6 protein-coding genes are annotated in these 13,982 nt (G+C 71.8%); all 6 read right to left on the reverse strand.

Going from position 1 to position 13,982, the window contains the following annotated elements; genetic code table 11:
• Positions 1 to 109 precede the first annotated feature (109 nt).
• Genes LTT66_RS00085 through LTT66_RS00110 form a run of 6 tightly spaced genes read right to left on the reverse strand, consistent with a single transcriptional unit; the run spans position 110 to position 13,976 of the window.
• Positions 110 to 1,486 (reverse strand): acetyl-CoA carboxylase biotin carboxylase subunit, encoded by a 1,377-nt coding sequence (locus LTT66_RS00085; protein WP_233063103.1) that lies wholly within the window; start codon positions 1,484 to 1,486, stop codon positions 110 to 112.
• Positions 1,483 to 2,004, reverse strand: a complete 522-nt coding sequence (locus LTT66_RS00090) for an acetyl-CoA carboxylase biotin carboxyl carrier protein (protein WP_233063104.1) — start codon at positions 2,002 to 2,004, stop codon at positions 1,483 to 1,485. Before LTT66_RS00090 ends, LTT66_RS00085 begins: the two co-directional genes overlap by 4 nt.
• Positions 2,004 to 3,686: an acetyl-CoA carboxylase carboxyl transferase subunit alpha gene (accA, locus tag LTT66_RS00095; RefSeq protein WP_233063105.1), complete on the reverse strand. Its 1,683-nt coding sequence runs from the start codon at positions 3,684 to 3,686 to the stop codon at positions 2,004 to 2,006. The genes LTT66_RS00090 and accA overlap by 1 nt, the downstream gene beginning before the upstream one ends.
• A complete protein-coding gene (locus LTT66_RS00100) occupies positions 3,683 to 5,251 on the reverse strand; it encodes a PfaD family polyunsaturated fatty acid/polyketide biosynthesis protein (protein WP_233063106.1) in 1,569 nt (522 codons plus the stop codon). Before LTT66_RS00100 ends, accA begins: the two co-directional genes overlap by 4 nt.
• Entirely contained in the window at positions 5,251 to 7,362 is a 2,112-nt protein-coding gene (locus LTT66_RS00105; RefSeq protein ID WP_233063107.1) for a beta-hydroxydecanoyl-ACP dehydratase, read from the reverse strand. Before LTT66_RS00105 ends, LTT66_RS00100 begins: the two co-directional genes overlap by 1 nt.
• Complete coding sequence (locus LTT66_RS00110) at positions 7,359 to 13,976, reverse strand: type I polyketide synthase (RefSeq protein ID WP_233063108.1); 6,618 nt, start codon at positions 13,974 to 13,976, stop codon at positions 7,359 to 7,361. The genes LTT66_RS00105 and LTT66_RS00110 overlap by 4 nt, the downstream gene beginning before the upstream one ends.
• Positions 13,977 to 13,982 lie beyond the last annotated feature (6 nt).

A 13,982-nucleotide genomic window follows, 5' to 3' on the forward strand; every position in this document is an offset into this window, starting at 1 on the left:
ATCCCGCGCAGAGCACGAGGGCCCGATCCTCGCGGACCGGGCCCTCGTGGGCGATCGGGGTGCGCCGCCATCGGACGCGGGCCGTCACCGCGCCCGATGGCGGCGGCTTTCATGAGGCGACGCGCGACACCGTGGTGAGGGTCCCGATGAGGGCGGTGTCGTGGTCCGCGGCGCGGAAGCGGGGGTGGTCGAGGATGTCGTGCAGGAATTCGGTCGTCGTGGCGATGCCCCTACCGCGGATCCTGGTCTCGGCCAGCGCCCTCCGCATGCGCGCGATGGCCGTACTCCGGTCCGGCGCCCAGACGATGATCTTGGCGAGCAGCGAATCGTAATGCGGTGGAATGGCGTAGCCGGGAGCGACATGGGTGTCGATCCGGACGAAGGGCCCGCCCGGGAGGGTGCATTCGGTGAGTGTGCCGGGCGCGGGCGCGAATTCGCGTTGCGGGTCTTCGGCGTTGATCCGGCATTCGATGGACACCCCGCGCGGAGTCGCGACGTCGGCGGGCAGCGCCAGCGGCAGGCCCGAGGCGATGCGCAACTGCTCGGCGACGAGATCGATGCCCGTGACCATCTCGGTGACCGGATGCTCGACCTGCAGGCGGCAGTTGACCTCCATAAAATAGAACTGTCCCTGCTGGTCCAGGAGGAATTCGAAGGTGCCTGCCCCGACGTAGCCGACGGCTTCGGCGCCACGCACGGCCGCCGCGCCGATCCGGGCGACGAGTTCCTCGGACAGTCCGGGGGCCGGCGACTCCTCGACGAGCTTCTGGTGCCGCCGCTGCAAAGAGCAGTCCCGGGCGCCGAGATGCCGCACCGTGCCGTGGCGATCGGCGAGGATCTGGACTTCGATGTGCCGCGCCGAGTCGAGGTAGCGCTCGACGTAGAGGCGCCCGTCACCGAACACCGCGGTGGCATTGGCGCGGGTCTCCTGCCAGGCCGCGGAGAAGTCGGCGGAGTCCCGCACCACCCGCATCCCGCGGCCGCCGCCGCCCGCCACCGCTTTGATGATCACCGGATAGCCGATGTCGTCGGCGAGGACGTGCGCCTCGTCCACCGTGTCGAGCGGATCGCGGCTGCCCGGCAGCAGCGGCAGCCCCGCCGCGGCCATCAGCGACCGTGCCGTCGACTTGTCACCGAGATCGGCCATGATCGCCGCGGGCGTGCCGACGAACAGGAAGCCCTCCGCCTCGCACACCTCGGCGAAATCGGGGTCCTCGGAGAGGAATCCGTATCCGGGGTGGATCGCGTCGGCCCCGGTGGCGCGGGCGGCCTCGATGACAGCCGGAATATAGGAGTAGCTGCGCTTGGCGGGACCGGGGCCGATGCGGAACGCCTGGTCGGCGAGGCGGACCGCGGCCGAATCGGCGTCGGCGGCGGAATACACCGCGACGGTGGCGATCCCGAGTTCGGCGCAGGTGCGGATGACCCGCACGGCGATCTCGCCGCGGTTGGCGACGAGCACCTTGCGGATCGGCCGCACGGTCATCGCACCACCTCGAGCACCAGCAGCGGTGCGCCGTGCTCGACCGCCTCCCCGTTCTCCACCAGGAATTCCGCCACCCGCCCCTCCCTGGTCGCGGTCACCGGGATCATCAGCTTCATCGCCTCGACGATGCCCACCTGCTGACCGGCCCGCACCGGGTCGCCCTCGGCGACGAACGGCGCGGCCCCCGGCTCCGGCGCGCGATAGAACACGCCGACGGTCTCCGCGGTGAGCGTGAAGGTGTCCGCGTCCGAACGACTTTCGGTGGACGCGGCTTCGATGGTCGGCGCCGCTGCCGCGGGCGCGCCGTCGGCGGGCGCGACGGCGATGGGCTTGCTCGGCCCGGGGCGCCCGTCCCAGCTGATCCGCAGCACGAGCGGACCATTGGCGACGGTCACCGAGGTCGGCCCGGTCTCGGCCCGCACGGACAGCGCATGGCGGGACAGCACGGCCAGCGCCTGGTCGGCGTCGACCGGATTCAGCGCCCGGCCGGCCGGTTCGGTGGTCACGGACTCGGTCATCACTTCTCCTGATCGTTCGTGGACAGTCCGAAGACACGGAAACGGTGGTGGCGGCGGTCGAGCAGCTCCGCGACCCGCAGCCGCGCCAAGTCGGCGACCGCGTGACGCAGCGCCTGGCGCAGGGCGGCGGCGGCCGCGGCGGGATCGCGGTGGGCGCCGCCCTGCGGCTCGGTCAGCACGCCGTCGGCGACGCCGAGTTCGAGCAGGGAGGTCGAGTCCACCCGCAGCGCGGCGGCGGCGCGCGGGGCGGCGGCCGCGTCCTTCCACAGGATCGAGGCGCACCCTTCCGGGCTGATCACCGAGTAGACCGCGTTCTCGCAGACGAGCACGCGATCGGCCACGGCCAGCGCGAGCGCTCCTCCACTGCCGCCCTCGCCGGTGATCACCGTGACCACCGGAACGGGCAGCCCGGCGAGCAGTTTGAGCGACTCCGCGATGGCGACGGCCTGCCCCTGTTCCTCGGCGGTCACGCCCGGGTAAGCACCCGCGGTGTCGACCAGGGTGATCACCGGAATGCGCAGCTTGGCGGCCAAGCGCAGCACGCGGGCCGACTTCCGGTAACCGGCCGGGGTCGGCATACCGTAGTTGCGCTGCGCCAACTCGGTCGCCGTATGGCCCTTCTGGGTGCCGATCACGATGACCGGCGCGTCGTCGAGACGGGCCAGCGCGGCGATCATGGCAGGGCAGTCCGCCGACAACCGGTCGCCGTGCAGCTCGACGAATTCGTCGAAAGACGCGGCCAGGTAGTCCAGGGTGGTCGGCCGGCCCAGTTCTCGCGCGGCCCGCACGCTCTGCCAAGCATCCCGCGGCGCGAGGCGGCCCGCGTCCACGCAGACCGGGTCCGGATCGTCGGCGACCTCGACGCGGCGCGCGCTGTCGGCCGCCAGCGCCAGCAGGCGGGCCAGCCGGTCCCGCAGGGCCGAACGGTGGCAGATCATATCCACCACACCATGTCCGAGCAGGAATTCCGCGGTCTGGAATCCGGCGGGCAACGTCTCGCCGATGGTCTGCTGGATCACCCGTGGACCGGCGAAGCCGAGACGCGCGCCGGGTTCGGCGATGATGATGTCGGTGGAGGTGGCGTAGGAGGCCGCGACGCCGCCGTAGGTGGGATCGGTGATCACCGAGACGGTCAGCACGCCCGCGTCGTCCAGGTCCCGCAGTGCCTGGCTGGTCTTGGCCATCTGCATCAGCGCGAGGATGCCCTCCTGCATGCGGGCGCCGCCGGACGCGGTGACCAGCACCAGCGGCACGCGCGCCGCCAGCGCCGTCTCGGCCGCGACGGTGACCGCTTCGCCCACCGCACCGCCGAGACTGCCGCCGAGGAACCGGAAGTCCATCACCGCCAGCACCACCGGCGCGCCGCCGATGGTGCCGCGCACGCACCGGATGGCGTCGGTCAGTCCGGTGCGGCGGCTCGCTTCGGCGTGCCGCTCGGGATAGGGGCGGGAGTCGCTGAAGCCGAGCGGATCGGCGGCGGTGGCGGACGGCTCGAGGTATCGCGCCGAGCCCGGGTCGAGCAGCGCCTCGATGCGCTGGTCGGCGGTCAGCATGCCGTGCCCGTCGCAGTCCGGGCAGACCCGGCCGGACCGCTCGTAGCGTTTGGCGTAGAGCATGGCGGCGCAGGACGGGCACACCATCCAGGAGGTCCGGGTGTCCGGACCGCTCTCCAGCGTGGTCATCGTTCCTCCCTCGGTCTGGGCACGAATCGGGCGCAGTCGGCGGGTAGCCGCACGCCCGCGGTACGCAACTGGGCGACCCGGGTCAGGTAGGCCGCGCCCAGCATCATCTGGTCGGCGATATCGGCGACGTGCCGGTTGCGCAGCGCCGCCAGATAGCTTCCGGCCACCCAGTTGTTGAACCCGCCCATCGCGGGCCCGCACCAGATCTGGTAGTCGGCGACGCGGCCTGCCTCGCCGCGAATGCTCCACCCCGACGACAAGCCCAGGTACCACCGGAACACCAGGGCCATCTTGCGTTTCGGGTCGGCGTCGGCGCCGGCGAGCTGGGCCGGGTCACGCTCGGTGAAGTACGTGACGCAGTCCTCCCACACGGTTTCCAGCGGCCGCTGGAACAGCGTGGCCTCCAGATCGCGGCGCAGGTCGGCCTGGATCGCGTCGATGCCGTCGTAGGCGCGATAGGTGTCGTAGAGCCGCTGCGCGCGGGCGGCGAACATGGTGCCTCTGCGCAGCACCTGCACCTGGACGCCGAGCTCGAACATGTCCGAGGAGGGCGCCATGGTGCAGTCCGCGAACGCGGCTTGGGTGAGCAGCTGTTTGGTGGTGTCGCACTGGGCCGCTTCCCGGGTGGCCTGGTTCACCGACCCGGTCACCACGTAGGCGGCGCCCAGCGCGAAGGCCGCGGCCGCCGCGGCGGGGGTGCCGATGCCGCCGGCCGCCCCGACTCGGACCGCCGCCGCGGCGGGAACGGTGCGGGCCAGCCGGTCCCGGGCCGCGATCAGCTCGGGCAGCAGCACCAGCAACGGCCTGCGGTCGGTGTGGCCGCCGGAGTCGGCTTCGGCCGTGATGTCGTCGGCCATCGGCACCTGTTCGGCGAGCCGGGCCTGCTCCGGCGTGAGATCACCGGATTCGACCAGCCTGCGCAGCAACCGAGTGGGCGCCGGACGCAGGAACGGCTCGGCCACCTCGACCCGGGAAACCTTCGCGATCAGGCGATTGCGCACCTGGACGCGTCCCTGCCGGTCGACGGCCAGCCCCACCGCACGGTAGCGCACGACCTCGCCGGTGAGGTCCATGAACGCCGAGGCTTCCACACAGCGCACCTGGTGGCGCAGGCACGCATCGACGATCGCGCGCTCCAGCGCCGGCTCGGACGGGCTGTGGATCAGGTTGCACGCGAACGGCTTTCCGGTCAGCGTGCGGCTCAGCTCGGCCAGTGCCGCGTCCACCGCGGCGGGTGGCACACCCGCCGCGCCGTAGGAGGCGAGATACCCGGCCCGGGCCATCGCCGAAACCAGCGCGGGCGAGGCGATTCCGTTCGCCATGGCACCGGCGGCGTACGCGGCGCGCACGCCGTGGGCGGCGGCGAACCGCCGATCACCCAGCTGCTCGGGCGGTAGCGGGGCCACCGCCGCGAGGACTTCGGCGTGTGCCGCGGTCCGCTCGTCGGTCGTCGCGCCCACCCGGCCCTCGTGGCGCACGATCCAGCAGGGGCGGGCCAGGTCCGACAAGACGGCGGTGATGTCGTCGGCGGTGTCCGCGAGAACACCGGCCGCGGATGTGGTCATCAGCGTTCCTCCCGCTCGGCGAGTTCGACCGCGAGGTCGGTCAGCTCGTAGATGCGCAGCCCCGGCTTCCACAGCGAGCCGTCGGCGACGACGGTGACGCCCCGTGGCCCGTGCTGGATCTCCTTGATGTGGGCTTCGAGTTCGACGGTGCCGTCGGTGGGCAGGAACTGCCCGCGGTAGCGCCAGCTGAACGGCCGCTCGGCGGGGATGCGGAAGACCGGATCGCCGATCGGGTCGGCGAGGCCGGCGTCGAGCATCCACTCCTGGATCGCGTGGATCACCGATTCCACGCCGAGCGACCCCGGGATCACCGGGTCGAGGTGGAAGTGCCGGGCGAAGTACCAGTCCGACGGGTCGATCTCGCGCAGCGAGTGCAGATATCCCGCGTCGTATCGGCCGCCGCCGTCGACCACGTCGACCCGATCGATCAGCGCCAAGGTGCGCCGGGCGCACAGCCTCGCTCGCGGGTCGGCCCGGCGGGCGGCGACGTCGATGGCGCGCACGTCCGCGCCGGGGTTCTCCGCGAGCCAGCTCGGTGCGGGGCGGCCCGCGTCGAGGCCGGTCTGGTTGGCGAGAGCCTCGTCGCCGAAGTACCCGAACATGGTCTCGCCCGCGTAGAACGGTTCGCCGTCCACGCTGAGGGTGTAGTCGAAGGTCTGCAGCGACGAGCCGGGCAGTATGGTGGTCGACAGCAGCCGGGAGGACTGGCGAATCGTCTTGTCCCGCAGGTCGATCTGGCGCAGCACGGTGGCGGTGCCGCCGAGGTTGCGCAGGCTCAGGGTGGCGCCGGGCTGGGTGAGCGTGGGGCCCGCGTAGTAACCCATCAGCAGTGCCGCCTGCAACGAGGTCTCCATGTAGACGAAGTGCGGCATGGAGTCGTTCGCGGTGTCGCCGTAGTACCAGGAGTCGGCCGGTGAGTCGTACTCGGTGGTATAGGACGCGCCGTCCAGGTTTCCGCGGCGGCCGTCGAAGTCGAGCACCCGGTCGACCAGCAGCAGGCCGCCGCTCGGCAAGCGGGTCGCCCGCACGCCGGTGTACTGCGCGAATTCCGGTCCCATGGCGATGCCTTGATCGCCGCGGGACAGATGGGTCATGTGGAACTCGTTGAGCAGCAATCCATCCGAGACCTGACCGGGGCCCACCCCGCTGCCCGGGCGTTCCACGATCGTGACCGTGACGTCGAGCGCGCCTTCCGCGCCGGCGATGGTCGCCGTACCGGAGACGTACGGCCGGGGCACCAGGTCGAGCGCGGTCACCGTCAGGGTGATCGTGCCGGACGCGGCACCCGCGACCGTGCCCGCGCATTCCGCGACGAGGGAACTGCCCGACAGCACCAGCGGCAGGCCGAGGTACAGCGCGAACACCTCCGAGGTCTGCGTCGCGGCCGCGCGAGGATCACCCTCGAACCGGGCCTCGACCCTGCCGTTGCCCGCGCCGCCGTACAACTCGATTGCGGTCACTTCGGTGAGCGCGAGTTCGGCTGTCCCGGCCAGCCGGGCCACCGCTTCGACGCCGGAGCGCCGGTGTGCCGCACCGAAGACGCCGCTCAGATCGCCTTCGGTGAGGCGCAGCAGAGCCGCTCGATCGAGATGGGTGTGGCCGGTGCGGGCCAGCGGCTTGAAGGCGGACTCCGCGGCGGTGAACCCACCTCGAACCGAGGACACCGTCTGCGCCGTCCCGGGATCGACGCCTTCGTCAGCGTGACCACCGAAACCCGGACCGGACGCGGCCTGCGCCTCACCCGGTCCCGCTGAGCGGCGCAGTGCTCGCCGCCACACCGCCCGCTGCATGGCCAGCTGCGCGTTCAACGCCGCCCGATGCGCGGCGACGACACCGGAACGGATTTCGGCGAGTGGACCGGCATCGCGCGCCGCGGCGCTGTCCGAGCGCTGCGCCACCGACGCACCGGGTTGCGAGCTGGCAACGGCGAGACCATCCGCCGCACTGCTGATCGGGGCATCGTCCGAGGACGGGGCGAGCGATCCCGCCCGCGTGCCCTTACTGCCGGGCTCCGGTCGGCGTGACGGCGACCCATCGACGCTCCCCCGCGGGTCCGCCGCGAGCGCGGTCACCGGATCGAACGGAATGCCGTCGAATTCCAGGGTTGTCATGCCATCCACCGCCTCACCGAGGTCTGGAACTTCTCCGTCAGATCGGGTGTCGTCACCACCGTGACGTCCGAGAACCGTTGCAGCACCGTGCCCTCCGCCGTGGTGGCGGTGGCGTCGAGCCGGGCGTCGAGCCGACCGGCGCGCGGGTTGTCCACGGTGAGCAGGAACGGCTCGCCCGCGGGCAGCGGCCGGAAGTAGTCGATCCGCCCCACGCCGAGCGGCAGGCAGGCACTGCCGAGCAGCCGGTGGCCCAGCACCGGCGGTCCCTGCAGGATCAGGTCGGCGAGGACCGGATCGTGCAGCCGCCCCGCGTAGGCGCCGCCCGCCACGGTGGCGGCGGGCAGTTCGCACTCGAAGACGATCGCGGAGTCGGAAATCGCACGCACCGAGCGCAATCCCTGCAACGCGGGTCCGTGGAATTGAACGGCGTCTCGGTAGATGGTCGCCGCGCCGGCCGGACCACCGGGCACCGGCTTGTGCGGGGGACGATCCGGCGCGTCGGCCAGCTCGAGGGACGCCCGGAAGTAGATGGCGTGTTCGCCGCGCACGGTCGCGTGCACCGTGGACGCGTTCTCCCCCGGCACCAGCTCGAGTTCCACTTCGTCGAGCGGACGGTCGAAGACGATCCCTTTGAGGACCTGGAAGTCCCGGACACCGACGACCGTGCGGCCCGGCAGGGCGCGTTCGGCGAAGTCGACCATCGCGCCGAGACCGAAGGTGGCGGGCAGCACAATGTGCTCACCGATCCGGTGCGCGGCGATGATCGGGTCCTCGGTGATCCCGGTGATCGTCCGCCGCGCCCGCACCGGACCCGCGACGGCCGCCGTGTCCGACAGCGACTTCGCCGGTCCGACGAGCACGATCGTGTCCTCGGCGCGTGCTTCGGTGAACTGCTCGGTGAACGCCGCCGCGCCCATCCGCGGGTCGAGCAATTCGACTCCGCGCGTCCGGAAGTGCTCGCGCAAGGCGGGGGTCACCATGCCGCCGTCCCACGCACCCCAGTCGATCGCCGTGACGTGGCAGTTCGGCTGCTGGGTTCGCAGGCTCACCGCGAATCGTGCCAGCGCTTCGTTCGCGGCCGCGTAGTCGGCCTGGCCCGCGTTGCCGAACAGCCCGGCCACGGACGTGAACAGCACCAGGTGCCGCAGTTCGCCGAGCGCGCCGAGTACGGCGGCGAGCCCGGCGATCTTCGGATCGAGCACCCGGGCGACGGATTCGGCGGTCTTGTCGGTGATCACCGAGTCGGCCAGCACCCCGGCCCCGTGCACGACGCCGGTGATCGAGTCCCGCAAAGGCGCGAGGGCGGCGGCGACCGCCTGCTCATCCGTGGCGTCGACGGACAGGTACTCGGCGCGTGAGCCGAGGGCGGCCAGCGTCTCCCGGATCTCGCGGGTGGCGCGGACCCCGGACACGGCACGCTCGATATCACGGGGCGTGGCGCCGGTACCGGCCAGCGCCCGTACCGCGGCGGGCTTGAGCTCCGCGTCGGAAACCCCTGCCGCCCAGCTGGGTTCGGCGGTCGGCACGGAGCGTCCGAGCAGCACGAAGCGCGCCTCGCTCCGCGCGGCCAGCGCCAGTACGCAGGTGGCCGTGACGCCGCGCGCGCCGCCGGTGACCAGCAGGACATCGTCGGCGGTGAGCACCGTGGCATCCTGCTCGTCGGCCGGACGCACCGGAGTGACCGTCCGTGCGGCCGCGTGCCCGCTCGGCACCGGAGTACGGCGTTCACCCGCCGCGTCGATGCCCACCTCCAGGGTGTCGCGGGCGGAATCGGACAGCTCGGCCGTCACGAACTCGGCCAGCTGCCGTGGCGAGCAGGCCGGATCGATGTCCAGCGCCCGGCAGAACAATCCGGGTTGTTCGGCCGCCAAGGTTTTCACCACACCGCCGATGCCGCCGAGCAGCGCGTGCTCCGGTTGCGCGGTGCCGAGGAAGCCCAGTGCGCCGTCGAGCCGCGTCACCGTCACGAAAGCCGCTCGCCCCGGCGTCCCGCGCAGCAGCGGCACGGCACGGCCCGCCGCCAGGATGCCGTCGGTCAGATAGCGCTGGGCCGACGCCCAATCGGCCGAGCCGCCGAGCAGGACCACGCACACGTCGACGGGTTCGCCCGCGATACCGGCGACCGCATTCGTCTGGCGCACCGTCCACCCGAGGCCGGTCAGCGCGGCGGCGAGCGCCGTGCGGTCGGAGTCGAGTTCGCCGGTGGGGTCGAGGAGTACGGCCCGCGCTCCCTCGCGGTAGGGCGCTACCAACCGATCCAGCGGCGGCAGGGAGACGAGTTCGACGGCGTGCCGCGACGTTCCCGCCGCGGCCTCAGCTTTTGGGTGGACATCACCACCCGCCGCTCCGGCGAGCTCCACCACGATCTGATCCAGCGTGCGAAGTGTGCCCAACTGCTCCGGGCCGAGGTTCGGCAACTGCGGAAACCGTTCCTGCAGCGCGCCGATCACCTGCACCCGCTTGATCGAGTCCACCCCGAGATCGGCTTCCAGATCCATCGACGGATCCACCATCTCCACCGGATAACCCGTCTTCTCCGCCACCACCTCACGCAGCGCACGTCGCAACGCCTCACCCGAGACGTCGGCGTCAACACCGTTCGCCGACGGCTCGTCGGTAGCCTGGGCGCTCTCAGTGACGCCGAGCAGATCGGCGATCTGATCCAGCGTCCGCACCGTGCCCAACTGCTCCGGACCCAAGCTCGGCAACTGCGGAAAGCGTTCCTGTAGCGCGCCGATCACCTGCACTCGCTTGATCGAGTCCACACCCAGATCGGCTTCCAGATCCATCGACGGATCCACCATCTCCACCGGATAACCCGTCTTCTCCGCAACCACCTCACGCAGCGCACGCCGCAACGCCTCACCCGAGACCTCGCCCCCGGACGCAGTGGCCGGGTGAGCCGCACCGTTCGCGGACGGCTCGGGCGTGGTCCGCGGGCCGGCGCCGCCGAGCAGATCGGCGATCTGGTCCAGCGTCCGCACCGTGCCCAACTGCTCCGGGCCGAGGCTCGGCAACTGCGGAAACCGTTCCTGCAGCGCGCCGATCACCTGCACCCGCTTGATCGAGTCCACCCCGAGATCGGCTTCCAGATCCATCGACGGATCCACCATCTCCACCGGATAACCCGTCTTCTCCGCGACCACCTCACGCAGCGCATTGCGCAGCGACTCGCCGGTCACCTGGCCGCCGACCGTCGCGGCTTCGGACGGTGCGTGGCCGTTGGGTGCCGGAGTCTCGGCAGGCGTGCGACCGATGGGCACCGGAGTGGCCGGTGCCGCGACGGGTTCCGGCGCGTGCGCTGCCCGGTGATCGTCCACGACCAATGCGGTGGCCAGCGGCCGGCGTACCGGCGCGGGCTCGATCGCCGCGCGGGGCTCGGGTGCCGGTCGCGTGACCTGGGTCGTTGGGCGAGCGGCCGGAGCGAAGCCACTTTCCAGCTCGACCAGTTGGGCGAGCACTTCGCTGGCTCGCGCATGGCTGTGGCTGATCGCGACGCCGTGTTCCTTGACCGCCTCGATGGCGCGCACCGTGGCGGCGTCGAGCCTGCCGTCGCCGAGCGCGCCGGCCAGGCCACGGGCCATGTCCAGCTGGCCGTCCAGGAACTGGCGGTGGGTGTGCAGGTGCTGTACGAGCGCGCTCTCCAGCGCGTCCGAGCCGGCGTCGCCGGGCTGCGGTGTGGGATACACGGGTGTCTCCGTTGCTGCGGTGGAAGCGGTGGGCACGGCCCGCTGTTCGGCGGGCTGGTGATCGACCACGCTGTCGACCGGAGCGGGAGCGGCCGCCAGGACGCTGAGCCGGTATTCGTCGGCGAGCGCGGCGGCATACGCGGCGCGACGGGTCTCGGGCACGTACTCGGGTGCCGACATCGTCACGGTCATCGCGCGGCTGGAGACCGCGGCCTGCGGTGCGGGGGCGGCGTGACGGTTGATGCCGTGCAGGCCGAATCCGAGCACGGCCAAGCGCACCGCCGCGCGGGTCAGCGCGAGATCACTGTTGCCGATCGGGCCGGAGTCGGTCGCGATGACGACCACGTCGTCGCCGAGGGTGCGCCGCACCAGCGAGGTCAGCACCTGCTTCGGCCCGAACTCGACGAACACGGTGCAGCCCGCGTCGCGCATCGCGGTGAGCGCGGCCACGAATTCGACCGGCTTGCCGAGCTGTTCGGTCAGCAGTGCCCGGTTGGCCGCCACGTCTTCGCTGTAGCGGGCGACGGGGGTATTGGCGAAGACCGGAGCGTCCGGCGCGCCGATACGCACCTGGGCGACGGCGGTGCCGAACGCGGCCGCGGCGTGGGCGACGTAGGGCGTGTGGAACGCCCCCGACACCGGAAGCGCGCGCGTCGCCACACCACGCTCGCCGCAGCGGGCGACGACGGCGGCGATCCCCTCGGCGCCACCGCCGACGACGACCTGGTCGGGTGCGTTGTGATTGCAGATCCAGATGTCCGCTACGCCGTCGAGCAGTTCCTCGGCGGTCTCCCGGGACGCGCCGAGCGCCACCATCGTCCCCGCCTCGACACCCGGTTCCGGTGTCATGGCCACACCGCGAGCGCGGGCGAGCGCGTAGAAATCCGCGGAGGCCAGCGCGCCGGAGGCCCACAGCGCGGTCAACTCTCCGAAGCTGTGCCCGAGATACCCGTCGGCGCGCAAGCCGTAGTCCGACAGGGCGGTGAACTGCCCCGCCGACAGCGCGCCGATCGCGGGCTGGGCGAATTCGGTTCGGCGCAGTGCGGTCTCCTGCGCCGACGCCACCTCGTCGTCGAACGCGGGCGGCGGGAAGACCACCGACGACAGACGCACCGGCGCACCGGCGAACGCCTCGTTGGCCGCGTCGAACGCCGCGCCGACGGCCGGGTTGTTCAACGCCGCGTCCAGCCCCATGTCGACGTACTGGCTGCCCTGTCCGGCGAACAGCGCGCCCACCTTGCGATCCGGCAGGGCGGCGGTGCGGAAGTACACGCCCTCGGGGTGCTCCCAGGCCGTGGCATCGGGGTCGCGGACCAGTTCGTCCACCGCGAGCGACCGCAGGTGTGCGGCGTTCTCCTCGTCTACCGAGACGAATCCGATGCGCGCGTGCGCCTCCGGGATGTCGCCCCCGTCGCTCGGCGCGACGCTGCGCACCGCGTCGATCAGCCCGGCCACGTCCGGCGCGTGCCAGAGATGCGCGCGGGCGGTGCGATGCAGCACCGGGTACGCGGCACGGTCGGCGTCGGCCTCCTCCAGCACGACGTGGAAGTTGGTGCCGCCGAAGCCGAATGCCGAGGCCGCCGCCCGGCGCACCGGGCGCTGCGGGTCGCGGATCCACGGACGCGTGCGGGTGTTCACGTAGTACGGCGCGTCGGCGGCGGCGATCTCGGCGTTGGGCGCCGAGACGTTGATGGTGCCCGGCAGCACCTTCTGGTGCAGCGCAAGCGCCAGTTTCATCACGCTCGCGGTGCCCGCGGCGCCCTTGGTGTGACCGATCTGGGACTTCACGCTGCCGAGGGCGGCGAACGCGGGCTCGGACGTCGCGTCGGTCAGCAGCTCCTTCAGCGCGGTGAGCTCGGTCTTGTCGCCGACGGGCGTGCCGGTGGCGTGCGCTTCGATGAGCGCCACGTCGGCGGGTGAGATCTCGGCGTCGGCGTAGGCGCGGTCCAGCGCGACCCGCTGGCCGCCCGCGCGCGGGGCGTAGATGCTCTTGGCGCGGCCGTCGCTGGAGGAACCGAGCCCACGGATGACGGCGTATATCCGGTTGCCGTCGCGCCGTGCGTCTTCCAGCCTGCGCAGCGCGAGCATGGTGATGCCCTCGCCGAGCAGCGTTCCGTTGGCGTCGGCGGAGAACGGACTGATCTGCCCGCTGGCCGACAGTGCGCCGACCTTGCTGAAGCACAGGTAGATGAAGATGGTGTTCTCGGTGTCCACACCACCGGTGATCATCATGTCCGCGCGGCCGTCCTGGAGTTCGGCGATGGCGGTCCGCAAGGCGGCCAGCGAGGCCGCGCAGGCCGCGTCGACCGTGCAGTTGATGCCGCCCAGGCCGAGCCGGTTGGCCACCCGGCCCGCGGTGATGTTGGCCAGCAGGCCCGGGAACGAATTCGCCTCCCACGGCGCGAAGGCCGCGACGAACCGGTCGGCGATGGCGTCGGCGTCGGCGTCGGACAGCCCGACCGAGCGCGCCGCCTCCTTCAGCACCGGTGTGGACAGCCGCGCGGCCAGCGGGTGCATGAGCGGCACCGGGCCGGTGGTGCCGAGGACGACGCCGGTGCGGCCCGGGTCGTACCAGTCGGAGTCCACCGCGCTCGCGTCGCGCAGCAGGTCGCGGGCGACGCCCAGACCGAGCGTCTGCATGGTGCTGGTCACTTCCAGCTGGTTGGGCGGCAGCCCGAATTCCAGTGGGTCGAACTCGATGTCGGGCAGGAACGCGCCCCGGCGCGAGTAGGTCTTGTCCGGCGCCGCCGGATCCGCGTCGAAGTAGTCGTCCAGGCTCCAGCGCGACGCGGGGACCTCGGTGGTGCAGTCCACGCCGTCGACGATGTTCTGCCAATACTCTCGGTGGTTGTGGGCGTTGGGCAGCAGCCCGGACATCCCGACGATGGCGATCGGGTTGCGCGCCAGGCGTCTGTCGTCTGTCACGGATGT

Source organism: Nocardia gipuzkoensis (assembly GCF_021183645.1).
Taxonomy (GTDB): domain Bacteria; phylum Actinomycetota; class Actinomycetes; order Mycobacteriales; family Mycobacteriaceae; genus Nocardia; species Nocardia abscessus.

Coding starts and splice junctions, on each gene's coding strand:
- LTT66_RS00085 (WP_233063103.1), bottom strand. CDS start 1,486: ATGACCGTGCGGCCGATCCGCAAGGTGCTCGTCGCCAACCGCGGCGAG.
- LTT66_RS00100 (WP_233063106.1), bottom strand. CDS start 5,251: ATGACCACATCCGCGGCCGGTGTTCTCGCGGACACCGCCGACGACATC.
- LTT66_RS00105 (WP_233063107.1), bottom strand. CDS start 7,362: ATGACAACCCTGGAATTCGACGGCATTCCGTTCGATCCGGTGACCGCG.
- accA (WP_233063105.1), bottom strand. CDS start 3,686: ATGACCACGCTGGAGAGCGGTCCGGACACCCGGACCTCCTGGATGGTG.
- LTT66_RS00090 (WP_233063104.1), bottom strand. CDS start 2,004: ATGACCGAGTCCGTGACCACCGAACCGGCCGGCCGGGCGCTGAATCCG.